This is a genomic window from Pseudomonas sp. SDO524_S393, from assembly GCF_054071875.1.
This window is the reverse complement of the sequence record NZ_JBSVVZ010000086.1, coordinates 1-22,393: the sequence shown is the minus strand read 5'-3', so window position 1 is coordinate 22,393 and position 22,393 is coordinate 1. Positions and strand designations below refer to the sequence as shown.

The following is a 22,393-nucleotide window of genomic DNA, read 5'->3' as shown; positions in this document are numbered from 1 at the left end:
ATGAATCTGATGACTGACACACCGCATTCGCGAGCAAGCCCGCTCCCACACAAAGCGAGAATGAAGTATTGTTGCGCCCATCCAGAAAAAAACCGACAAGCCTGCCTTAGACCAGGCGGTTGACCAGAGATAGAGGGTGTCATGGGTAACGAAAGCATCAATTGGGACAAGCTGGGTTTTGACTACATCAAGACCGACAAACGGTTTATCCAGACCTTTAAGAACGGCGAGTGGCAAGCAGGCACCCTGACCGACGACAACGTGCTGCACATCAGCGAGGGCTCCACCGCCCTGCACTATGGCCAGCAGTGCTTCGAAGGTCTCAAGGCCTACCGCTGCAAGGACGGCTCGATCAACCTGTTCCGCCCGGACCAGAACGCCGCGCGCATGCAACGCAGCTGCGCCCGCCTGCTGATGCCCCATGTGCCCACTGATGTGTTCATCGACGCCTGCAGACAAGTGGTCAAGGCCAACGAGCGGTTCATCCCGCCGTACGGCAGCGGCGGCGCGCTGTACCTGCGCCCGTTCGTGATAGGCACCGGTGACAACATCGGCGTGCGTACCGCGCCGGAGTTCATCTTCTCGGTGTTCGCGATCCCGGTCGGCGCCTACTTCAAGGGCGGCCTGGTGCCGCACAATTTCCAGATTTCCACCTTCGACCGCGCCGCGCCGCAAGGCACCGGCGCCGCCAAGGTCGGTGGCAACTACGCCGCGAGCCTGATGCCGGGTTCCGAAGCGAAGAAATCCGGTTTCGCCGATGCGATCTACCTGGACCCGATGACCCACTCGAAAATCGAAGAAGTCGGTTCGGCCAACTTCTTCGGGATCACCCACGACGACCAGTTCATCACGCCGAAGTCGCCTTCGGTGCTGCCAGGCATCACCCGCCTGTCGCTGATCGAACTGGCCCAGACCCGCCTGGGCCTGAAAGTGGTCGAGGGCGAAGTGTTCATCGACAAACTGGACCAGTTCAAGGAAGCCGGTGCCTGCGGTACCGCCGCCGTGATCTCGCCGATCGGCGGGATCCAGTACAACGGCAAGCTGCACGTGTTCCACAGCGAAACCGAAGTCGGCCCGATCACCCAGAAGCTCTACAAGGAGCTGACCGGTGTGCAGACCGGCGACGTCGAAGCGCCGGAAGGCTGGATCGTCAAGGTCTAAGCCTCCCAAGCAACACCACAACCCTTGTGGGAGCTGGCCAGCCTGCTCCCACATTGGTTTTCGCTGTTCTCAAGGTTGGGTGGGAATGTTTTCCACAATCTTCTTGCCCATGCTGATCCTCGGCTCCACCCCATACCCCAACGCCTCGTAAAACCCCACCACCCCATCATTGCCGCCGGTGATCTGCAGGTTGATCTTCATGCAGCCCAGCGCCGTCAACGCCTGCTCCGCATGGCGCACCAGCGAAGCGCCCAGCCCCTGGCGCCGATAATCGGCGTGCACCGCCACCGAATACAGCCAGCCGCGATGGCCGTCGTAACCCGCGAGCACTGTACCGATCACGGCTTTTTTATCGGTCGCCACAAAAAACAGCCCGTCGTTTACCGCCAGCTTCCTGTCGATCGCCAGGGCCGGCCGATTGTGTGCGGTGTCATAGCCGAAGGCGTCCTGCCACAGGGCGATCACCTGGCTACGGTGCAGGCGGTCACGGTAGGACCCGATGGGGTGACGCGACGACAGGGCCTTTTCCATCACCAGGGTGCGTTCGTTGCCGTGGTAGACATCACGCACCGTGTGGAAACCCAGCTTGGTGTAGAACGGCTCGGCGGTCAGCGAAGACGGCACGCTCAGCACCGTCACACCGGCGTCCCGCGCGCGCAATTCGATCTCGAGCATCAGCAGCCGGCCAATGCCCTGCCCTTGCAGCGATGGGTTGACGAACACCGAGCGCACCACATTGTCCTCCAGCGCAGCCGTGGCGACGATCACCTCGCCCTGCACCGCCACCAGCACCACGCGGCGCTTGAGCAACACCAACACGGCTTGCGGCGTGAAGTTAGCGGCGACCCGGGCAATGACGTCCGCTGGATAATCCCGCGCATTGCTGCTGTGCAGGGCCGCCAGGATGACCTGGCTGATGCCTTCGGTATCGGTTGCCTGGGCGAGACGAACGGCGGTGGACATGCTTCCTCCTGGCTGAGGGGTCAATGGCAGATCGCACAATAGCAAGTTATGGCCTGCCCGCGCGCACAGCCGATTCGGCTGCCAAACCGCCTTTTTCAGCTTTCCCGGCTGAGCTGCCGCCCTGTTTCAGCCGGGATACCACCGCCGGAACCTCCACAATAGCGGCATTGAACCGGCCTGCGGCCCTGTTCCGGCTACAGCGGAAAACGCTGGCTGTCTTCCAATAAGAAGGAGCATTTCCATGACGCGCTATATCGATGTGAACGACCTCAGCTACCTCGTCTCGCAAAAAGGCTTGCCGACCTGCATTCGCGAGATGGCCGAGTACATCCGCGCCGATTACCTGCGCTGGCAGGACTTCGAGAAATGCGCCCGCCTGGCCAACCACTCCCCGGACGGCGTGATCGAACTGATGCCGGTGTCCGATGCCTCCCTGTATGCCTTCAAGTACGTCAACGGCCACCCGAAGAACACTCAGGAACTGGTGCCGGACCTCGCCGCCCCCAAGGACCTGTTTGCCCGACTGGCCCGGCAACCCGGCGTGCCACAGAAAAAGCGCGCCTAAGCTGAACCGGCACGCCCTCACCCGCATACAGACGTTGACGGAGGAAGGCCGTACCATGTGAAGGGTCAGGCAAACGCGCCCGGTTTGCCACCCTTTCTTTCCAACCGCTTGAAGTGAACCCATGGATACCAAGGCCCCCGGACCCCATTCCCCTCCCGTGCTGGACCGCATCGACGAAGCCATCATCGAAGTGTTGCGCCACCAGGGACGCATCACTTATGAAAAGCTCTCGTCCCTCGTGCACCTCACGCCCCGGCCTTGCCTGGAGCGCGTGCGCAAACTGGAGCGACGCGGGGTGATTCGCGGGTACGGGGCGATCATCGATGTGCAGATGGTCTCGCCGGGGCTGTCGTTGCTGGTGCTGGTGGCGCTGTCCAACCAGAGCGAGCGCTCGGCGCAGAAGGCGTTCGAAGCCTGCATCAAAGCCTGCCCCCAAGTGTTCGACTGCCAGCTGATCAGCGGACCGTTCGACTACAGCCTGCGCATGCGCTGCCGGGACATGGAACACTATCGAGTACTGACCGAAACCTGGCTGAACAACGCCGACCTGCACATCGACAAGCTGGTGGCGCACCCGGAGCTGGCCGTGGTCAAGAACACCGCCACGGGGTTGGCCTGATCGGATGGGCGAGCAGGCCTTTTGTGGTGAGCAGGCTTGTCATATGTGAGCTGGCTCTTTGTGGTGAGCAGGCTTGTCCTGCGCTGGGGCGCGAAGCGGCCCTGAAACCGAACGATGAGGTTTGTCTGAAACGGCGCGGTGTCCTTGTTGGGGCTGCTTCGCAGCCCAGCGCGGGACAAGCCCGCTCACCACAAAAAGCCCGCATACCATCAGCACAACAGCAAACCCACAGGTTTTAACCGTACCCGCTTGAAATACGTTTGCCAGGCTTGGCGCCGATCAATTTTGCCTGCCCGTCCCTCTGCTTCCCCGTCCGCGCTTCGCTGATCAGCCCCGGGATCAACTTGCCTTCCGGCAGGTTCTTCCAGAACCGGCTCGGCAAGTGCCCTTCCATCACCTTGGGGTTCAACCGCGCCGGGTTGAAGATGTGGCTGTAGTAGGTCAGCCACATGGCGCTGTGAGGGTCATCGACGTTCTGCGCCAGTTGTCGCCAGGCCTCTGGGCATTCGCGCTGGTGAATCAATTGCTCGCCGTCGTAATAGACCCCGTCCAGGGGCGTTGCGATCATCCAGCGATGACGGCCCATGCGCCCGATGAAATGCTCGCTGGCGCTGCGCAGGATGTCGTGGGCCGGCTCATGCCAGGCCACGTATTCCGGCAACTCGGGCCCTGCATCTACCGGCAACGCGATAAACCGCACAAAGGCATGCAGGTGGTGCGCCTCACGGCTGACCTGCTTGAGCCGCCGCTGCAATTCGCTGCCCAGCTTGTCCCCCGCCAGCATCGCCGTGCGGTCACCGTGGCTGACTCGCCACAGCACTTCATACAGCAGGCTCCAGCGCTGCTCACCGTGGTAGCACGCCGCCGACTCCAGCAACGCTAGCAGTGTCTTGGGAATCCGGGCCCGAAACGGACCCAACCCTTCGGGTAGCGGGTCATCGGTGGCGAACAGGTCCGCCACTTCAGCCTCGCCCCAGCTCACCTGGCTGGGGTCGACTTGATGGCTGAGCAGCCAGCGCGCCTGTTCGCGCCAGGTGTCGAACCGGTTGTCGCATTCCAGGCTGATCATGCCCACAGCCCCATCTGTTGCGGTTGCGGACGGTCGCGCAATTGTTCGCGCAGCAACACGCTGCTGCTGTCCGCCTGTTGCGGGTGATAGTCGCTGGTGATGAAAAACGGCTTGGCCTTGGCCAGCACGCAGCGCATGCGCGCCAGGTCTTCGAAGCGGATCTTGCGTTCGCGGCGCAGGTCCACTAACCGCTGGGTGGTGCGCAGGCCAATCCCGGGAATGCGTGCGATCAGCGTGGGCTCGGCGCGGTTCAGGTCCAGGGGAAAGACCTCGCGGTGTTCCAGTGCCCAGGCCAGTTTGGGGTCGATATCCAGCGCCAGGTGGCCAGGGCCTTCGAACAGTTCATTGGCGCTGAAGCCATAACTGCGCAGCAGGAAGTCGGCCTGGTACAAGCGGTGCTCGCGCATCAGCGGTGGCGCCGCCAGGGGCACGCTTTTCGGGCTGTTGGGGATGGGACTGAACGCCGAGTAATACACCCGACGCAGTTTGAAGTTGCCATACAACGCCTCGGCGCCATGCAGGATGGTGCTGTCGTCGGTGTCGTCGGCGCCGACGATCATCTGCGTGCTCTGCCCGGCGGGGGCGAAACGCGGCGCGCGCGGCTCGTTGAACACGGTCTGTTCGCCGGTGTAGATGGTGCGCATGGCCTGCTTGATCGAACCGATCTGCTTCTCCGGCGCCAGGGTCTGCAGGCTGGCATCGGTGGGCAGCTCGATGTTCACGCTGAGGCGGTCGGCATAACGCCCGGCCTCGGCGATCAGCGCCGGGTCTGCATCGGGAATGGTCTTGAGGTGGATATAGCCGCGAAAGTCATGTTCTTCGCGCAGCAGCCTGGCCACGCGCACCAACTGCTCCATGGTGTAGTCGGACGAACGGATGATGCCCGAGCTGAGGAACAGCCCGCTGACGCAATTGCGCCGGTAGAAATCCAGGGTCAGGGTGACCACCTCCTCGGGGCTGAACCGTGCGCGGGGCACGTCGCTGGAGCGGCGGTTGACACAGTATTGGCAGTCGTAGAGGCAGAAATTGGTGAGCAACACCTTGAGCAACGACACACAGCGTCCATCAGGTGTGTAGCTGTGGCAGATGCCCATGCCGTCGGTGGAGCCCAGCCCCGCCTTGCCCTCGGAACTGCGCTTGGGCGCCCCGCTGCTGGCGCAGGAGGCGTCGTACTTGGCGGCGTCGGCGAGGATGCTGAGTTTTTCGATCAACTGCATGGAGGGCTACCGATACTGGTTTTATGTACAGTATCAGCCACCACTCCATGTCACAAGCGTCGCCTGTCAGCTGGCGGTGGCCAACAGCAGGTCGTGCACCGAACGCGCCTTGCCGCGATGGCGGTCATGCTCGTACAGCGACGCCGCAATCTCGTCCGCGCGAATCGGCAAGACCGACAGCAAGGTATCGCTCAGGCCATGGCTGGCCTGGCTGAAGCCCTGGATGTAAATGCCCGCCTTGCAGCGCTCGTCCGTAACGATGCGGTAGTCACGCGTCACGTCGAAGTCACCCATGTAGGTTTCCAGTGGCGCCAGCAGTTCGCGGTGCATCTGACGCTCGTAACCGGTGGCCAGGATCACCGCGTCGTAGTGGCTCACGCTGGTTTCGCCCGTGGCGTTGTTGCGCAGGGCCAGTTCGATGCCCAGCGGGCCGGCGGTGGCTTTCTCGACCACGGTCATGGTGCGGAACGCCTGGCGTGCGATGCCGGAAACTTTCTGGCGGTAGAAGATGCCGTAGATGCGCTCGATCAGGTCCAGGTCCACCACCGAATAGTTGGTGTTCTGGTATTCGGCCACCAAGCGCTCGCGCTCGGCGCCGACTTGCTGGAACACCAGGTCGGTGAAGGCCGGCGAGAACACTTCGTTGACGAACGGGCTGTCATCGGCCGGCTTCAGCGCCGAACCCCGCAGAATCATGTCGACCTGTACCGAAGGGAAGCTGTCGTTCAGGTCGATGAAGGCTTCAGCCGCGCTCTGGCCACCGCCGATCACCGCAATGCGCATCGCTTTGCCATCGACGCACGGCTGCGTGGCCATGCGCGCCAGGTACTGGGAATGGTGGAACACCCGGCCATCGTCCTTGAGGGCCTTGAATGCGTCGGGAATGCGCGGCGTGCCGCCGGCGCTGACCACCACCGAGCGGGTGGTGCGCACATGCTGCTCGCCCTGGGCGTCACGGGAGATCACGCGCAGCGCCTCGACGTGCTGCTGGTGCAGGATCGGCTCGATGGCCAGCACTTCCTCGCCGTAGCGGCTCTGCGCCTGGAACTGCGCCGCGACCCAGCGCAGGTAGTCGTTGTACTCCATGCGGCAGGGATAGAAAGTGCCCAGGTTGATGAAGTCCACCAGGCGGTCGTGGGCCTTGAGGTAATTGACGAACGAGTAAGGGCTGGTGGGGTTGCGCAGGGTCACCAGGTCTTTGAGGAAGGAAATCTGCAACTCGCTCTGGGTGACCAGGGTATTGCCGTGCCAGCGGTAGTCGGCCTGTTTGTCGAGAAACAGCACGTCCAGTTTGCCCTGCGCCTTTTCGCGCTCCTGCAAAGCGATGGCCAGCGCCAGGTTCGAAGGGCCGAAACCGATACCGATCAGGTCGTGAACCGCGGGCGAAGCAATTGCCTGTGTCATTCCAGTGTCCTCTGGATAAGCCCCTTGGCGGTGGGGCGGGAATACCTTCAAGACCTGCTCAACAGGCCATGTGTTGATAGGAAACGAGGACAATGAAACAAAATTTAATTGATCATCGATCAGTGCGCTTCCCACTCGCGCATCCGCACGCGGCAGTGCTTCATGGCATTGACGATGTGTTTTTCTACCAGGGCGCGGGAAATGCCCAGGCGTTCGGCGATCTGCACGTGGGTCAGGCCCTCCAGCTTGCGCAGCAGGAAACTGTCACGGCAGGCCGTCGGCAGTTCGGCCAGGGCACGCTCGAGCATCTCCAGGCGCAGGCTGTGGTCGTGGGTGGCCTGGGGCGAACTGACGGCGAAGCGCTCTTCGGCGTCCAGCACGTCCAGCGGTTCGACCTGGCGCAACGCGTTGCGCCGATGGCCGTCGATTACCAGGTTCAGCGCGGTGCGGTAAAGAAAAGCCCTGGGCTGCTCGATGGGAGTACTGCTGTCGCGCTCCAGCACTCGCACATAAGCGTCATGCACCACATCCTCGGCCACCTGACGGTTGCCCAGCTTGGCGTTGAGGAAACACACCAGCTCGCGATAGTAGTTTTCCAACATGACTCCCGACCGCCGAGGAGGCGGCATTAGGTCCTTGAGTGCGTGAGATGACGGCCGATTCGGTAATGGCAGTTTGGATGCGTGCAATTTATAGTAATTCTCATCTACTTTTAAAGCAGACTTGCATCCACAGCCGTTTTTTTTCGCTCGGCGCGCTGTAACTGCTTGTGTAACAGCCTAAATCTGCGCGCATTTCTCTCGTTTAACTGTCAGCTCTGCGCAACTGCGCTCCGAACTTTCCTGGCTGGAACCTAAGCATGAAACGCCCTCGACCCGCCCGACGCGCCCTGCTTGTGGTGGCGTGCCTGATCCCTGTCATCGCCGTCGCCGCCTGGCAGGTACTGCCGCCGGGCCGCGACACCCTGACCACCGTGACTGTGACGCGCGGCAATATCGAGAGCAGCGTCACCGCCCTGGGCACCCTGCAACCGCGCCGTTATGTGGACGTCGGCGCCCAGGCGTCCGGGCAGATCCAGAAGATCCACGTCGAGGCCGGCGACCAGGTCAAAGAGGGCCAGTTGCTGGTGGAAATCGACCCTTCCACTCAGAAGGCCAAGCTCGACGCCAGTCGCTACGCCATCGAAAACCTCAAGGCGCAATTGCAGGAACAACGCGCCCTGCATGAACTGGCGCGCCAGAAGTACCAACGCCAGCAGCGCCTGGCCGCCGGCAATGCCACCCGCGAAGAAGACGTGCAGACCGCCAAGGCCGAACTGAGCGCCACCCAGGCGCGGGTCGACATGTTCCAGGCGCAGATCCTTCAGGCCCAGGCCAGCCTGCGCAGTGACGAAGCCGAGCTCGGCTACACGCGGATCTATGCGCCGATGGCCGGCACCGTGGTGGCGGTGGACGCCCGCGTCGGCCAGACCCTCAACGCCCAGCAACAGACACCATTGATCCTGCGCATCGCCAAATTGTCGCCAATGACCGTGTGGGCCGAAGTCTCGGAAGCCGATATCGGCCACGTCAAACCCGGCATGACCGCCTACTTCACCACCCTCAGCGGCGGCAACCGGCGCTGGACCAGTACCGTGCGGCAGATCCTGCCGATCCCGCCCAAGCCCCTCAACGAAACCAGCCAGGGCAGCGGCAGCCCCACCAGCTCGAGCAAGAGCGGCACCGGCCGCGTGGTGCTGTACACCGTGCTGCTGGACGTGGACAACACCGACAACGCACTGATGGCCGAAATGACCACCCAAGTGTTTTTCGTCGCAAGCCAGGTCAAGGACGCCCTCACCGCCCCTGTCGCCGCTCTGTTGGGCACCAGCAGCGCCGACCGCCAGATCGCCCGCGTGGTGGCCGAGAATGGGCGTATTGAAGAACGTGAAGTGCGCCTGGGCATCAGCGACCGCTTGCGGGTGCAGGTGCTCGACGGCCTCAACGAAGGTGATCACCTGTTGATCGGCCCGGCTGACGGCAACGGGGGTTGAGGTGACCACGCCCCTGATCGAACTCAAGAACATCCGCAAGTCCTACGGCGGCGGCGACAGCCCGCAGGTCGATGTGCTGCGCGGGATCGACCTGTCGATCCACGCCGGGGAATTCGTCGCGATTGTCGGCGCTTCAGGTTCCGGCAAGTCGACGCTGATGAACATCCTCGGTTGCCTCGACCGCCCCAGCGTCGGCGACTACCTGTTCGCCGGGGAAAACGTCGCCCGCCTGGACAGCGACGAGCTGGCGTGGCTGCGCCGTGAGGCGTTTGGTTTCGTGTTCCAGGGCTACCACCTGATCCCGTCGGGCTCGGCCCAGGAAAACGTCGAGATGCCGGCGATCTACGCCGGTATCAGCGCCGCCGAGCGCCACGCCCGTGCACACGCCCTGCTCACCCGCCTGGGGTTGGCCGAGCGCACGGGCAACCGGCCACACCAGTTGTCCGGTGGTCAGCAACAACGCGTGTCGATCGCCCGCGCGCTGATGAACGGCGGCCATATCATCCTGGCCGACGAACCCACCGGCGCCCTCGACAGCCACAGCGGCGCCGAGGTGATGACCCTGCTCGACGAACTGGCCGGCCAGGGCCACGTGGTGATCCTGATCACCCACGACCGCGAAGTGGCGGCGCGGGCCAATCGCATCATCGAGATCCGCGACGGCCTGATCATCAGCGACTCCGCCGCCAGCGACAGCCACGTACCGGCGCCGGCCAACGCCGGCGCCCTGCAAGCGGTGGACCTGCGCCAGCGCCTGGCCGACGGTGCCGAACACAACGGCGCCTGGAAAGCCGAACTGGCCGATGCCGTGCAGGCCGCCTGGCGGGTGATGTGGATCAACCGCTTTCGCACCGCGCTGACGCTGCTGGGCATCATCATCGGCGTGGCGTCGGTAGTGGTGATGCTGGCGGTGGGCGAAGGCAGCAAGCGCCAGGTGATGGCGCAGATGGGCGCGTTCGGTTCCAACATCATCTACCTCAGTGGCTCATCACCCAACCCGCGTACACCGCTGGGCATCGTCACCCTCAATGACGTCAATGCACTGGCAGCCCTGCCCCAGGTGCAGCGCATCATGCCGGTCAACGGCAGCGAGGCCGGGGTGCGTTTCGGCAATGTGGACTACATGGCCTACGTGGGCGGCAACGACACCAACTTCCCGGATATCTTCAACTGGCCGGTGGTCGAGGGCAGTTACTTCACCGCCGCCGATGAACGCGCCGGGGCCACGGTCGCGGTGATCGGCCACCGGATCCGCGAAAAACTGTTCAAGGGCCAGGTCAGCCCGATCGGCCAGTACATCCTGATCGAAAACGTGCCGTTCCAGGTGATCGGCGTGCTCGCGGAAAAAGGCGCCACCTCCGGCAACAAAGACAGCGACGACCGCATCGCCATCCCGTATACCGCCGCCAGCGTGCGCCTGTTCGGCAGCTACAACCCCGAATACGTAGTGATCGCTGCGGCCGATGCCCGCAAGGTGCATGACGCCGAAGTGGCCATCGACCAATTGATGCAGCGCCTGCACAACGGCAAGCGCGACTACGAGCTGACCAACAACGCCGCGATGATCCAGGCCGAAGCGCGCACGCAGAATACGCTGTCGCTGATGCTGGGCTCGATCGCGGCGATTTCCCTGCTGGTGGGCGGGATCGGCGTGATGAACATCATGCTCATGACAGTGCGCGAGCGTACCCGCGAGATCGGTATTCGCATGGCCACCGGCGCACGTCAGCGCGACATCCTGCGTCAGTTCCTCACCGAAGCGGTGATGCTTTCGGTGGTCGGCGGCCTGTGCGGCATCGGCCTGGCCCTGCTGGTGGGCGGCGTGCTGGTGCTGGCCAAGGTGGCGGTGCAGTTTTCCCTGGTGGCCGTGCTGGGCGCGTTTGGCTGTGCGCTGGTCACCGGCGTCGTATTCGGCTTCATGCCGGCCCGTAAAGCTGCCCGGCTCGATCCGGTTAAGGCGTTGACCAGTGAATAAACGATCCCTTCCTTCGCACCTGTCGCTGATCAGCCTGGGTCTGTTGCTCAACGCCTGCACAGGCAACCCGGCAGCCGTCGACAGCGGCATCGCAGCGCCAGCCGCCTGGCAGTTCGCCGAGCGTGAAGCGGCCCAGGCCACCAACCAGCGCTGGTGGACCCAATTCGGCAGCCCGCAGTTGAACCGGCTGGTCGATCAGGCGCGCCGTGACAGTTTCGATGTGGCCGCGGCCATCGCCCGTGTACGCCAGGCCCAGGCCAGCGCGGTGATCGCCGGGGCGCCGCTGCTGCCGGAGGTGAAGTTCAACCTCACCGCCAGCCGCGAACGGCTGCTGCGCGGCAGCGGCAACTCGGACCTGAATGCCACGCAAAGCAACCGGACCGTGAACAGCTACGATGCCAACCTCAGCGCCAGCTACGAGGTGGACTTCTGGGGCGGCCGTGCCGCCGCCCGGGACAGCGCCTTGCACAGCCTGCGGGCCAGCGAGTTCGACCAGGCCACCGTGGAACTGACCTTGCTCGGCAACGTCGCCGACCGCTACGCGCAAACCCTTGCCGCGCGCCAACGCCAGCAGATCGCCGAGTTGAACCTGGCCAACGCGCGCAATGTGCTCGAACTGGTCCAGACCCGCTACGCCGCCGGTTCCGCGACGGCCCTGGAACTGGCCCAGCAAAAGAGCCTGGTGGCCAGCCAGCAACGGCAGTTGCCATTGATCCAGCAACTGGCGGAAGAGTCCCTGATCACCCTGGCCGCGCTGCTCGGCCAACCGGTACAGGCGCTGCAGTTGGACGACGAGCCGTTCCAGGCCCTCACCTGGCCGAGCATCGGCCCGGGCGTGCCCAGCCAGTTGCTGAGTCGCCGTCCCGATATTGCCCAGGCCGAGGCTCAACTGGCGGCGGCCAGTGCTGACGTCACTGTCGCCCGTGCCGCGATGCTGCCCACCTTCACGCTGGGAGCGACCCTCGGTTCCGGCGCCTACAAGGCCGAGGACATTCTGCGCAGCCCGTTCTACACCCTGACCTCGGGGCTGGTAGCGCCGATCTTCAACAATGGCCGCCTGAGCGCCGAGCGCGACAAGGCCCGTGCACGCCAGGACGAGCTGTTGCAAACCTATCGCGGCGCAATCATCAACGGCTTTGCCGACGTGGAAAAGGCCCTCGCCAGCATCACCCGTCTCGACCAGCAACGCCAATGGCAGGGTGAAGAGCTGCAGGAGGCGCAATCGGCCTTTCAAATCGCCGAGAGCCGCTACCAGGCCGGTGCCGAAGACTTGCTGACCGTACTCGAAACCCAACGCACGCTGTACGCCGCCCAGGACCTCACCGTGCAACTGCGCCTGTCACGCCTGCAAGCCAGCATCGCCTTGTACAAGGCATTGGGCGGCGGCTGGCAAAGCGAAGTCCGATAAACGAAAGTCTGGTTTCGTACACCAACCGTTTAATCACCTTACATTTTTCTACCCGGGGTCCTTGGTAAAAAAGCCGCTATCTCACGGCTGACCGGACCCTTCGATGAAACCCCGCACCCTTGCAAGTAGCCTGCTGGCCGGCTGCGTCTGGTTCGCAGCGAGCCTGGCCCCGGCCCAAACGCTGATCACCCCAACCACCATCGACTGGCTGCTGGACTGCCCCCTTCCCGACTTCGAGCGCCTGGACCCCGAGGTCATCGGGCGCACCCAGTGCGGCATCGTGAGCGTGCCGCGCGACCATGCCCGACCCGGGCGCGGCAGCCTGCGCCTGAAACTGACCCGCGTCGGCGCCCGCGATCCGCTGAACCGCGAAGGCGTGGTCTTCACCCAATCGGGCGACCTGAAGATCGCCCGGGACGGCACCTTCGCCATTCATCTGGCCAGCCGCTGGGAGTCCTACGCCACTCCGGCCTACCGTACCCTGGTCAACCGCTACGACGTGATCGAGCTGAGCCCCCGCGACCTGGCTCAAACCGCTGGTGTCGAACAGGCCGCCCGGGACATGGAGTATGTGCGCGCACAACTGGGCGAGGCGCAACTCAACTTCCTCGGCAACGCCGAAGCCACCCGGCTCGGCAGCCGCTACGGCACGTTGTTTCCGGAGCGTGTCGCGCGCATGGTGCTGGTCAATACCGAGCCTGGGGAGCCACTGGCGTCCGGTGTCGAGCAGCTGTTGCTCAAGGAACCCACCCAGTCCTCTGCCCTGGCCCGGGACTGCGTGCAGCAATGGCTGGGCGGTTTTCTGGTCGACGGTCGGCAACCACCGCCGTCGGCACGCTGCCTGGACACCGGCATCTGGGAATGAGCCCCGCACGGATCGCATTCCCCGCCGGCATCGCTCTACAATGACCGCCTTCACTCCGGGGGCTTCATGGACATCGAACTGGCACGCACCTTCCTCGAAATCACCCGCTGCGGCAGCCTGGCTGCCGCCGCCGAGAAACTGCACGTCACCCAGACCGCCATCACCGCACGGGTCAAGAGCCTGGAAAGCCAACTGGGCAGCACGCTGTTCGTGCGCAACCGCGCCGGTGCGCGGCTGACCGCCGACGGCGAGGCGTTCGTGGTGTACGCCAACCAGTTGCTGCAAACCTGGGAAGCCGCGCGGCGTGACCTGCCGCTGCCCGACGGCTACCGCAACGTGCTGCATATCGGCGGCGAAGTCAGCCTGTGCAACCCATTGATGCTCGGTTGGGCCCAGGCCCTGCGCGAACACATCCCCGGGCATGCCCTGCGCACCGAAGTGCGTGAAGGCGACTACCTGCTGCGCCAGCTGGAGCTGGGCGTGCTCGATGCGGCGCTGGTGTTCCAGCCGCAATACTGGCCGGGGTTGCAGGTGGAGCAGGTGCTGGAGGAAAAACTGATCCTGGTGCAACTGGTGAGCAAGCCCGAGCCCTACGTGTACATCGACTGGGGCCCGGGCTTTCGCCAGCAGCATGACACCGCCCTGCCCGACAAGGCTCGCGCCGCGCTGAGCTTCAACCTCGGCCCGCTGGCGTTGCAGTACATCCTGGAAAATGGCGGTGCCGGCTACTTCCGCACCCGCGTGGTCCAGAGCTACCTGGACAGCGGCGTGATGCAACGCGTGCCCAAGGCCCCGGAGTTCAACTTCCCGACCTTCCTGGTGTATTCGCGGGCGCGGGATTCGGCGGTGCTGCAACAGGCCCTGGGGTTGCTGCGCGATGTGGTCAAGGCGGAAAGTGACTGGTCGCAGCGCTGGGACCCGCTGATTTGAACCACCAACTCCCGCCGCGCGTGCTAGCCTGCGGGTGTTTTCCTTTGCAGCCTTGCCGATGAACAAGAAAAAGTCCGTCACCATCAGTGACATCGCCAAACGGGTCGGCATGACCACCATCACGGTGTCCCGTGCACTGAGCAAGCCCGACCTGGTCAAGCCGGCCACCCTGGCGCGCATCCTCGAAGTGGCGCGGGAGCTGGACTACGTGCCCAACGCCTTCGCCCGCGGGCTCAAGCGCAGCGAAAGCCTGATCATCGGCGTGATCACCGCCTCGGTGGACAACCCGTTCTACAGCGAAATGATCAAGGCGATTTCCCGCGAGGCCAAGCAACACGGCTACACCATCATGCTGGTGGACACCGATGAACTGGAAGAACTGGAAAGCAAGGCGGTGGACACCCTGCTGGGCTACCGCGTGGCGGGGATCATCCTGTCGCCGGTCTCGGATGAACCGAACTACCAGCCCGATTACCTGGAGCGCCTGGGCAATGGCAAGACCCCGGTGGTGCTGCTCGACCGGACGATCCATGACAGCCCGTTCAGCCGCGTGGTGCTCGACAACTACCACAGCGGTATCCAGGCCGCACACTACCTGCTGCGCCAGACCCCCAACCTCAAGCGCCTGCTGGTACTGACCGGCCCCGAACATTCGCGCATCACCGTCGAACGCCTCAAGGGCCTGCGCGAAGTGCTCGCCGGACACCCCCAGGTGCAGGTCGAAGTGCAGGCCGGCGACTACACACTGATGCCCTCTTACCTGCACACCCTCGACTACCTGGCCGAACACGCCGCGCCGGACGCGATCATGGGTTTCAACCAGTTGATCACCCTGGGTGCGCTGCGGGCGCTGCGCATGCACAACATCCCCCACGACAGCCTGACCATCTGCGGCATCGACCGCTTGCCCTTCGCCGACATCTTCGGCGTGCCTATCGCCTGCGTCGCCCACGACGCCTCCCTGGCCGGCAGCAGCGCGGTGCGCCTGCTGCTCGACCGCCTGGAAGATCCGTACAAGCCGCGCGACAAGGTGGTGATTGCCGGTCGGCTGGAAAACGGCTAGCGGCTGGTGTAGCCGCCATCGACCGGCAGGCTGACCCCGCTGATCATGCTCGCGGCCTGGCTCAACAGGAACAACACCGGCAGCGCCACTTCCGCCGTTTCGGCGAAACGCCCGAGCGGAATGGCGGCCAGCGCCGGGTCACGCTTGGCCGGATCGGACCAGGCCATGGCGGCCATCGGCGTGAGCGTCACCGTAGGGTTGACGCTGTTCACGCGAATGCCAAAGCGGCCCCATTCGGCGCACTGCACCCGGGTGATCGCATCCAGCGCGGCCTTGGAAGCGCAATAACCGAGGTGGTCATCCAGCGCTACCAACGAGGCCTGGCTGGAGACATTGACGATACTGCCGGCGATCTGCGCGTCGATCATCCTCGTCACCACGCGGCTGGCGACTTGCGCTGCGGCGCGGGCGTTGACGTTCATCACCTGGTCGAACGCCTCGGCGCTGATGGCGGCAGCGGGTTCCAGGCGCGAGATGCCCGCACAATTGACCAGGCCGTGCAGCGCTGGCAAGTCTTGCAGGGCCGCATCAAGAGCGACGCTGTCGGCGATGTCCAGGCACAAGGTGTGGCAGCCGAGTTGAGACAGCGCATTGGCGTCACGGCCCAGAGCGAAGACTTCGGCGCCGCTGGCGATAAGCTGTTTGGCGATCTCGCGACCGATGCCGCTGGAGGCACCGGTGACGAGGATGCGGTGGTGGGTGAAATCAAAGGCTGCGTTCATGGTCACTGTTCCATAGACGATGAAGATCCCTGTGGGAGCTGGCTTGCCTGCGATGGCGGAGTGTCAGCCAATCCATCTGGTACTGATACACCGTAATCGCAGGCAAGCCAGCTCCCACATTCGATTGTGTTGATTCAGTGGGTTTGCAGGTTATGCATGATCGGTTTCAGCGCCGGATACAGCTTCAGGTATTGGTCAAACGCACGGTCATAGGCCTCGACATGTTCCGCCTTGGGCTCCGCCCGAAGTTCCAGCTGCACCCACCCCTTGTCCATCTGCCCATCACTCACCAACCCCACCGTATGGGCTGCCAGCAAAGCCGCGCCCAGGGCCGCTTCCACTTCCTGCACGATGGTGTACACCGGGTAGCGTGTGACATCCGCGATGATCTGCATCCACAGGTCCGAATGGCTCGCGCCGCCGACCACGATCAAGCGCGGGTCCAGCGACTGCGCACCGCGCGTGCCCGCTTCGATGTTGTGGCGCAGGGCAAAACTCACGCCCTCCAGCACCGCGCGGTACAGGTGGATGCGGCTGTGATAGAGGTTCAGCCCGACAAAACTGCCGCTGGCGCGGTCATCCCACACCGGGCTGCGCTCGCCCATCAGGTACGGCAGGAACAGCAAGCCCTCGCTGCCCGCCGGAACCTTCGTCGCGGCCTGCTCCAGCAACGCCAGGCTGTCCTGGCCGGCGGCCTTGGCCTGTTGCTCTTCAGCCTGGCAGAACTGCTCGCGAAACCAACTGACCGACGCTCCGGCGGTAATCGCACCGCCAAAGATGTACAGGTCGCGGTGCCCGTTGTAGACGTGGGGCATGCTGACCAGACCGTGACGCGCATCCACCTGCTGGTTCAGATAACCCCAACACATGCTGGTGCCGATCATCGCCACATGGTTGCCCGGCTGGGTGACACCCGCCGCCAACGTGGCCATGGCCGCATCGACGCCACCGGCCAGCACCGGCATGCCCGCCGGCAAGCCCAGGCGCGTGGCCCAGTGTTCCTGCAAACCGCCCACGACGTCACCGGAATGCACCAGCCGCTGCGGCATCATCGCCCGCGGAATGCCCAATGCATCGAGCATTTCGCCCGACCAGTTGCGCGCCTGCACATCGTAGACCCCACCGATATTGCCGGCGCTGCTGTGGTCCACCGCCAGCTCGCCGGTGAAGCACCAGTTGATATAGCTGTTGGGCGGCAACAGGTAGCGGGTGTTGGCCCACACCTGGGGCTGGTGCTGTTTGAGCCAGAGCATCTTGGTGAAGCCGTAGTAGCTGTCCACCGAATTGCCGGTGATCTGAAACAGGCGCTCCAGGTCCACGTGTTCACGCACCCAGGCCACCTGTTCGCCGGCGCGACGGTCCATCCAGATCAGACACGGGTGCAGCGGCGTCATCTGCGCATCCACCGCAATGCCCGAGCCACCGTACAGGCTACTGATGCACAACGCCTTGACCTGCGCCTTCGGCACGCCGGCCTTGGCCATGCACTGCGCCACGCAGGTCTCGACGGCGTCCAGCCAGACCTGCGGCCATTGCTCGGCCCAGCGCACCTTCGGGGTATCCACGCGATACCCCTGGCTGTGCTGGGCGATGATCTGTCCCTGACCATCCACCAGCAGTGCCTTGGTGCTCTGGGTGCCGATGTCGACCCCCATCACGTAGTCCATCTTCACACCACCGGCTTCAACAGCACCTTGATCGACTTGGTCGAATTGGCCAGGTCGAAGGCTTCGGCCCAGTCATCCAGCGGGAAGTCATGGGTGACGATGCCTTTGGAAGTGACCAGGCCGCGTTCGAACAGGTCGATGGCAATCGGGTAGCAATACGGGCCAAGGTGGGCGCCGCGCACGTCCAGTTCCTTGCGGTCGCCGATGATCGACCAGTCGACGCTGGTTTCAGCGCCAAACACGCTGAACTCGACAAACCGCCCGAGCTTGCGAATCAGCTCCAGCCCTTGGGTCACGCCCGCCGGTACGCCGGTGGTTTCGATGTACACGTCGCAGCCGTAGCTATCGGTGAGGCCGTTGATGATCTCGCGGGCATTGTCCCGGGCCGGGTTGATCACCACATCGGCGCCGAATTTTTTCGCCAGTTCCAGGCGCTCGTCGACCATGTCGATCACCACCAGCTTTTTCGGGGTTTTCAATGCCGCCACCTGCACCATGCACAGGCCCAGGGTGCCGGCACCGGCGATCACCACCACGTCATCGAGTTGGATATCGCCGCGGTTGACGGTGTGGATCGAGCAGGACATCGGCTCCACCAGCGCCGAATCTTCCAGGGATACCGATTCGGGAATCTTGTGCACGATGGCGGTCTTGGGGATGCGCATGTACTGGGCCATGCCGCCTTCGGCCACTTCACGCTGGAAGCCGAAGATGTTGTGCACTTCGCACATCCAGTACTTGCCCGACTTGCAGAAGCGGCACTTGCCGCACGGCACAATCTGTTCGGCGATCACCTTGTCGCCGACCTTGACCTCGAAGTGCTCTTCGGCGCCCTCGCCCGCCTCCACCACATACCCGAAAAATTCATGGCCCGGTACCACGGGCGCCTTGACCCACGGGTTGTCGCCGCCCCAGAACATCGCCGCGCCCGAGTGGCACTTGCAGTCACTGGCGCAGATGCCACACGCGGCGATCCGGATCACCAGTTCATGGGCGCGCGCCTTGGGTTTGCTGATGTGTTGCAGACGGTAGTCTTTGGGGCCGTGGCAGACGACGGCTTGCATTTCAGTGTGCTTGTCCATGGTGTTCGGTCCTGTTCTTGTAAGAGGTTTAACGATGGCGCTGACGGCTGATAAAGATCGCCAGCAAAATGATCCCGCCCTTGATCACGCTCTGGACGTAGGGCGAGACCCCGAGCATGTTCAGTCCGTTGTTCAGTACGCCCAGCAGCATGGCGCCGAGCAAGGTGCCGACGATGACCCCGCGCCCGCCGGCAATCGACGCCCCGCCCAGTACCACGGCGGCAATCGCGTCCAGCTCGAACGACACACCGGCATTCGGCTGGCCGCTCATCAGGCGCGAGGTCAGCACCAGCCCGGCAATCGCCGCCGTGAGGCCGCTGATGCCATACACCAGCAACTTGAAACGCGCCGCGCGCACGCCCGACAACCGCACCGCCTCTTCATTGCCGCCGATGGCATAGATGTAGCGGCCCACGCGGGTGTGCTGGAGCAGCACATAGGCGGCCAGATAAGTGACCAGCATGATCAGGATCGGCACTTCGATGCCGAACAGGCTCTGGCGCCCAAAAAAACCGAACCACTCCGGCAGCCCCGAGATCGGGTAGCCATCGGTGTACATCAGGCCCAGGCCACGGGCGATGCCCATGGTCGCCAGCGTGACGATGATCGGCGGCATGTGCAGGTAGGCGACGAACAGGCCGTTGCCGATACCGAAGGCCACGCCGATCAGCATCCCTGCGCCAATCGCCAGGCCTGGCGGCAGGCCGGCGACCATCAGGCCAGCCGTGAGGGTGCCGGACAGCGCCATCACCGGGCCCACCGACAGGTCGATGCCGCCGGTGAGAATCACGCAGGTCATGCCCACGGCGATGATCGCGTTGATCGACACCTGGCGCGCGATATTCGACAGGTTGCTGGTGGTCAGGAAGGTGTCGCTGGCAAGGATCATCACCAGGGTGACCACCACCAGCCCGACAAAGGGATAGAACGCCGGCGAACGCACCAGCCGCGCCAGGTTCAGGCGCAGGCGGCCCGTGCCTGCGGCGTTAATGGACATATTCACTTGAGCCCCCTGTTGCATGGCGCATGACCTCTTGAGGATTGACGGCAGACGCCTCGAGTACCTTGACGATGGCGCCCTTGTGGAACACGGCGACGCGGTCGCACATGCCGATGACTTCGGGCAATTCGGAAGAAATCATGATGATCGCGTAGCCCTGTTCGGTGAGGCTGCGCATCAGCGCGTAGATCTGTGCCTTGGCGCCGACGTCGATGCCACGGGTGGGTTCGTCGAACACCAGCACGTCGCAGTGGTGGTTGATCCAGCGTGCGATCACCACCTTCTGCTGGTTGCCGCCACTGAGGTTCAGCACCCGGCTTTCGCCGCTGGGCGCCTTGATCGACAACTGCTTCATCAAGCCCTCGACACTCGCGCATTCGCGGCCCTTGTCGATCAGGCCCGAGGCGTTCTGGTATTTGGGCAGGTTGTTCAGGGAGATGTTTTCGCGAATGCTGAAATCGGTGATCAGCCCTTCGCTCTTGCGGCTCTCCGGCAACAGGCCGATGCCATGGGCCAGGGCCTGGGCGGGGTCATCGAGGCTGACTTTTTCACCGCGCAGCCACACGTCCTTGCTCACCGACGGCAGTGCGCCCATCACCCCCAGCGCCAGCTCCGTGCGGCCGGAACCGACCAGCCCGGCAAAGCCGAGAATTTCGCCCTTGTGCAATTGAAAGCTGTTGTGGGGGCCGTTGCGCACCAGTTGGATATCCTTGACCTCCAGCACCAGCGGCCCGCGCTCGGTGACCGGTTTGGGCGGGAAACTGCTTTCCAGCCGACGCCCCACCATCATTTCCACCAGGCGGTCGATATCGCTGTCGGCCACGTCTGTCACGCCCACATTGCCGCCATCGCGCAGCACGCTGATGCGGTCGCACACCTGGAAAATCTCCTCCAGGTGGTGCGAGATAAAGATCACCGCCACGCCCTGGCGCTTGAGCTCGCGCATGATGTCGAACAACAGCTCGGCTTCACTCGGCGTGAGCGTCGCCGTCGGTTCGTCGAGCACCAGCAGGCGCGCGTCCAGGGCCAGGGCCTTGGCGATCTCGACGAACTGCTGCTCGGCCACGCTCAGGTGCCTGACCGCGCATTGCAGGTCGATGCTTACCCCCAGGCGCTTGAACAGGGCCTCGCTGGCTTCGACCATCTCGCGCTTGCGCAACAGGCCGAAGCGATTGCTCAGCTCATGGCCGAGGAAGATGTTTTCCACCGCCGTAAGGTAGGGAATCAGGCTGAATTCCTGGAACACGATGCCGATGCCGGCGGCGATCGCATCACGGTAGGTCGCAAACTGCTGCGCCTGGCCATCGATCAGGATCTGTCCTTCGTCCTGATGCTCGACACCGCCGAGGATCTTCATCAGGGTCGATTTGCCCGCACCGTTTTCACCGAGCAAGGCATGGATCTCACCGCGTTCCACTTGCAGGTTGATGGACTTGAGGGCCTGCACCCCCGGGTAACGCTTACAGATATTTTCCAGCTTCAGAAGACTGCTCATACCGCCGACCCCGTGCTCAGAAGAATGACCTGGGCCCCACGATTGGCGTGGGGCCTGGGCGACTTACCAGCTGAAGTCCTTGGCCTTGGCCTGGTCGATCAAGGTGATGTCCACCGGAATGGTGGCGGGCACTTGCGAGCCCCAGTGCTTGGCCAGGGCGATGCCCAGGGCCAGGCGGATCTGGTCGCGAGGGTATTGGGCCGAGGTGGCGATGAATTTGCTGCCCGGTTTCTGGATCGCCTTGATCGCTTCCGGCGCTCCGTCGACGCTCACCAGTTTCACGTCCAGGCCACTGGCTTCGATAGCCGACAGCGCGCCGAGGGAGCCGTTGTCGTTGACGCTGAAAATGCCCTTGAGGGTGGGCTGGGCCTGCAGCATGTTTTCGGTGACGGTCAGCGCCTGGTCACGTTCCTGCTTGCCGTTCTGGATGCTGACGATCTTGATGTCCGGGTGCTTGGCCACGGCTTCCTTGCAACCGCGCACGCGCTCGAGGATCGGCACCACGGCGATGCCATCGAGGATCGCGATGTTGCCTTTGTCGCCGATGTTTTTGGCCAGGTATTCGCAGGCCTGGAAGCCGGCGTCGAAGTTTTTCGAACCGACGAAGGCGTCCAGCGGGCCGTCGGCCTGGGCGTCCACCGCGACCACCACCACGCCGGCGGCATGGGCGGATTTGACCGCCGACTGCACGCCCACCGAATCCGTGGGGTTGATCAACAGGATATCGATGCCCTTTTGCAGCATGTCTTCGACATCGCTGACTTGCTTGGACACATCGTGGCGGGCGTCGGTGACGATCAGCTTCGCGCCGATGGTCGCGCCGGCCTGTTCCAGCGCGTCTTTCATCGTGACGAAATAAGGGTTGTTGATTTCCTGGAAGGAGGCGCCGATGCGCAGCGGCTTGGCGGCGTCGGCAAAGGCCGGGGAAGTGGAGCCGAGGGTGATGCTTACAGCCAACAAACACAGGGTTTTCGGAAGCATTTTCATGGCGTGGGTCTCTGTTTTGTTTTTATTGTTAGAGCAAATGTTATCGTTAACATTTTGTGAAAAGCTAACAAGGAAATTGGAGGGGCGCAAGTCTCCGTTGGTCGGGCCTGGGGACATATCCGTTATTTGGGTGATGGCTGATATTGGTTCCGCCCTTACGGCGGGTCAC

19 protein-coding genes and 1 pseudogene are annotated in these 22,393 nt (G+C 63.6%); 9 read left to right on the top strand and 11 right to left on the bottom strand.

What is annotated here, in order from left to right; all coding sequences use genetic code 11:
• Positions 1-141 precede the first annotated feature (141 nt).
• On the top strand, positions 142-1,161 hold the full coding sequence (locus ACW9IB_RS26460) for a branched-chain amino acid aminotransferase (protein WP_457367952.1): 1,020 nt from the start codon (positions 142-144) through the stop codon (positions 1,159-1,161).
• Between the two features lie 69 nt (positions 1,162-1,230).
• Here the strand turns inward: ACW9IB_RS26460 and ACW9IB_RS26455 are convergent, their stop codons facing one another.
• Positions 1,231-2,124: a GNAT family acetyltransferase gene (locus tag ACW9IB_RS26455; protein ID WP_457416101.1), complete on the bottom strand. Its 894-nt coding sequence runs from the start codon at positions 2,122-2,124 to the stop codon at positions 1,231-1,233.
• Positions 2,125-2,365: 241 nt separating this feature from the next.
• On the opposite strand from ACW9IB_RS26455, the pseudogene ACW9IB_RS26450 reads away from it, so the two are divergent.
• Positions 2,366-2,626: pseudogene (locus ACW9IB_RS26450) on the top strand (ornithine cyclodeaminase); the annotation flags it as partial.
• A 184-nt stretch (positions 2,627-2,810) separates the two neighbouring features.
• Positions 2,811-3,308, top strand: a complete 498-nt coding sequence (locus ACW9IB_RS26445) for an Lrp/AsnC family transcriptional regulator (RefSeq protein ID WP_457416099.1) — start codon at positions 2,811-2,813, stop codon at positions 3,306-3,308.
• A 235-nt stretch (positions 3,309-3,543) separates the two neighbouring features.
• Here ACW9IB_RS26445 and ACW9IB_RS26440 read toward each other — a convergent pair whose 3' ends face one another.
• The 4 genes from ACW9IB_RS26440 to ACW9IB_RS26425 form a co-directional block, all read right to left on the bottom strand.
• Positions 3,544-4,377 carry a TIGR03915 family putative DNA repair protein gene (locus tag ACW9IB_RS26440; RefSeq protein WP_457416097.1) on the bottom strand — a complete coding sequence of 278 codons (834 nt, stop codon included), beginning with the start codon at positions 4,375-4,377 and terminating at the stop codon, positions 3,544-3,546.
• The gene (locus ACW9IB_RS26435; RefSeq protein ID WP_457367956.1) at positions 4,374-5,594 is read right to left on the bottom strand and encodes a putative DNA modification/repair radical SAM protein; all 1,221 of its coding nucleotides are present in this window, start codon (positions 5,592-5,594) and stop codon (positions 4,374-4,376) included. The genes ACW9IB_RS26440 and ACW9IB_RS26435 overlap by 4 nt, the downstream gene beginning before the upstream one ends.
• Positions 5,595-5,660: 66 nt before the next feature.
• Complete coding sequence (locus tag ACW9IB_RS26430) at positions 5,661-6,998, bottom strand: lysine N(6)-hydroxylase/L-ornithine N(5)-oxygenase family protein (RefSeq protein WP_457416095.1); 1,338 nt, start codon at positions 6,996-6,998, stop codon at positions 5,661-5,663.
• Positions 6,999-7,117: 119 nt separating this feature from the next.
• Positions 7,118-7,600 (bottom strand): sigma-70 family RNA polymerase sigma factor, encoded by a 483-nt coding sequence (locus ACW9IB_RS26425; protein WP_457367958.1) that lies wholly within the window; start codon positions 7,598-7,600, stop codon positions 7,118-7,120.
• A gap of 257 nt (positions 7,601-7,857) precedes the next feature.
• Between ACW9IB_RS26425 and ACW9IB_RS26420 the strand changes: the two genes are divergently transcribed.
• From ACW9IB_RS26420 to ACW9IB_RS26395, 6 genes are all read left to right on the top strand, one after another.
• Positions 7,858-9,030 carry an efflux RND transporter periplasmic adaptor subunit gene (locus tag ACW9IB_RS26420; protein WP_457416094.1) on the top strand — a complete coding sequence of 391 codons (1,173 nt, stop codon included), beginning with the start codon at positions 7,858-7,860 and terminating at the stop codon, positions 9,028-9,030.
• Between the two features lies 1 nt (position 9,031).
• Positions 9,032-11,005 carry a MacB family efflux pump subunit gene (locus ACW9IB_RS26415; protein WP_457416092.1) on the top strand — a complete coding sequence of 658 codons (1,974 nt, stop codon included), beginning with the start codon at positions 9,032-9,034 and terminating at the stop codon, positions 11,003-11,005.
• Complete coding sequence (locus ACW9IB_RS26410; protein ID WP_457416090.1) at positions 10,998-12,413, top strand: efflux transporter outer membrane subunit; 1,416 nt, start codon at positions 10,998-11,000, stop codon at positions 12,411-12,413. Before ACW9IB_RS26415 ends, ACW9IB_RS26410 begins: the two co-directional genes overlap by 8 nt.
• A 103-nt stretch (positions 12,414-12,516) precedes the next feature.
• Positions 12,517-13,278: an alpha/beta fold hydrolase gene (locus ACW9IB_RS26405; RefSeq protein WP_457416088.1), complete on the top strand. Its 762-nt coding sequence runs from the start codon at positions 12,517-12,519 to the stop codon at positions 13,276-13,278.
• 66 nt (positions 13,279-13,344) lie between these two features.
• Entirely contained in the window at positions 13,345-14,208 is an 864-nt protein-coding gene (locus ACW9IB_RS26400; protein WP_457367963.1) for a LysR family transcriptional regulator, read from the top strand.
• Between the two features lie 58 nt (positions 14,209-14,266).
• Positions 14,267-15,271, top strand: coding sequence for a LacI family DNA-binding transcriptional regulator (locus ACW9IB_RS26395; RefSeq protein ID WP_457416086.1), 1,005 nt, complete (start codon positions 14,267-14,269; stop codon positions 15,269-15,271).
• Here the strand turns inward: ACW9IB_RS26395 and ACW9IB_RS26390 are convergent.
• From ACW9IB_RS26390 to ACW9IB_RS26365, 6 genes are all read right to left on the bottom strand, one after another.
• A complete protein-coding gene (locus ACW9IB_RS26390) occupies positions 15,268-15,993 on the bottom strand; it encodes an SDR family oxidoreductase (RefSeq protein ID WP_457416084.1) in 726 nt (241 codons plus the stop codon). The two genes, ACW9IB_RS26395 and ACW9IB_RS26390, sit on opposite strands and share 4 nt — an antisense overlap.
• Positions 15,994-16,127: 134 nt before the next feature.
• Positions 16,128-17,660 carry an FGGY-family carbohydrate kinase gene (locus tag ACW9IB_RS26385; RefSeq protein ID WP_457416082.1) on the bottom strand — a complete coding sequence of 511 codons (1,533 nt, stop codon included), beginning with the start codon at positions 17,658-17,660 and terminating at the stop codon, positions 16,128-16,130.
• Between the two features lie 2 nt (positions 17,661-17,662).
• Entirely contained in the window at positions 17,663-18,742 is a 1,080-nt protein-coding gene (locus ACW9IB_RS26380) for an alcohol dehydrogenase catalytic domain-containing protein (RefSeq protein ID WP_457369214.1), read from the bottom strand.
• Between the two features lie 28 nt (positions 18,743-18,770).
• Positions 18,771-19,763: an ABC transporter permease gene (locus ACW9IB_RS26375; RefSeq protein WP_457369215.1), complete on the bottom strand. Its 993-nt coding sequence runs from the start codon at positions 19,761-19,763 to the stop codon at positions 18,771-18,773.
• Positions 19,729-21,237, bottom strand: a complete 1,509-nt coding sequence (locus ACW9IB_RS26370; RefSeq protein WP_457416080.1) for a sugar ABC transporter ATP-binding protein — start codon at positions 21,235-21,237, stop codon at positions 19,729-19,731. Before ACW9IB_RS26370 ends, ACW9IB_RS26375 begins: the two co-directional genes overlap by 35 nt.
• Before the next feature lie 63 nt (positions 21,238-21,300).
• The gene (locus ACW9IB_RS26365; RefSeq protein ID WP_457369217.1) at positions 21,301-22,224 is read right to left on the bottom strand and encodes a substrate-binding domain-containing protein; all 924 of its coding nucleotides are present in this window, start codon (positions 22,222-22,224) and stop codon (positions 21,301-21,303) included.
• Positions 22,225-22,393 lie beyond the last annotated feature (169 nt).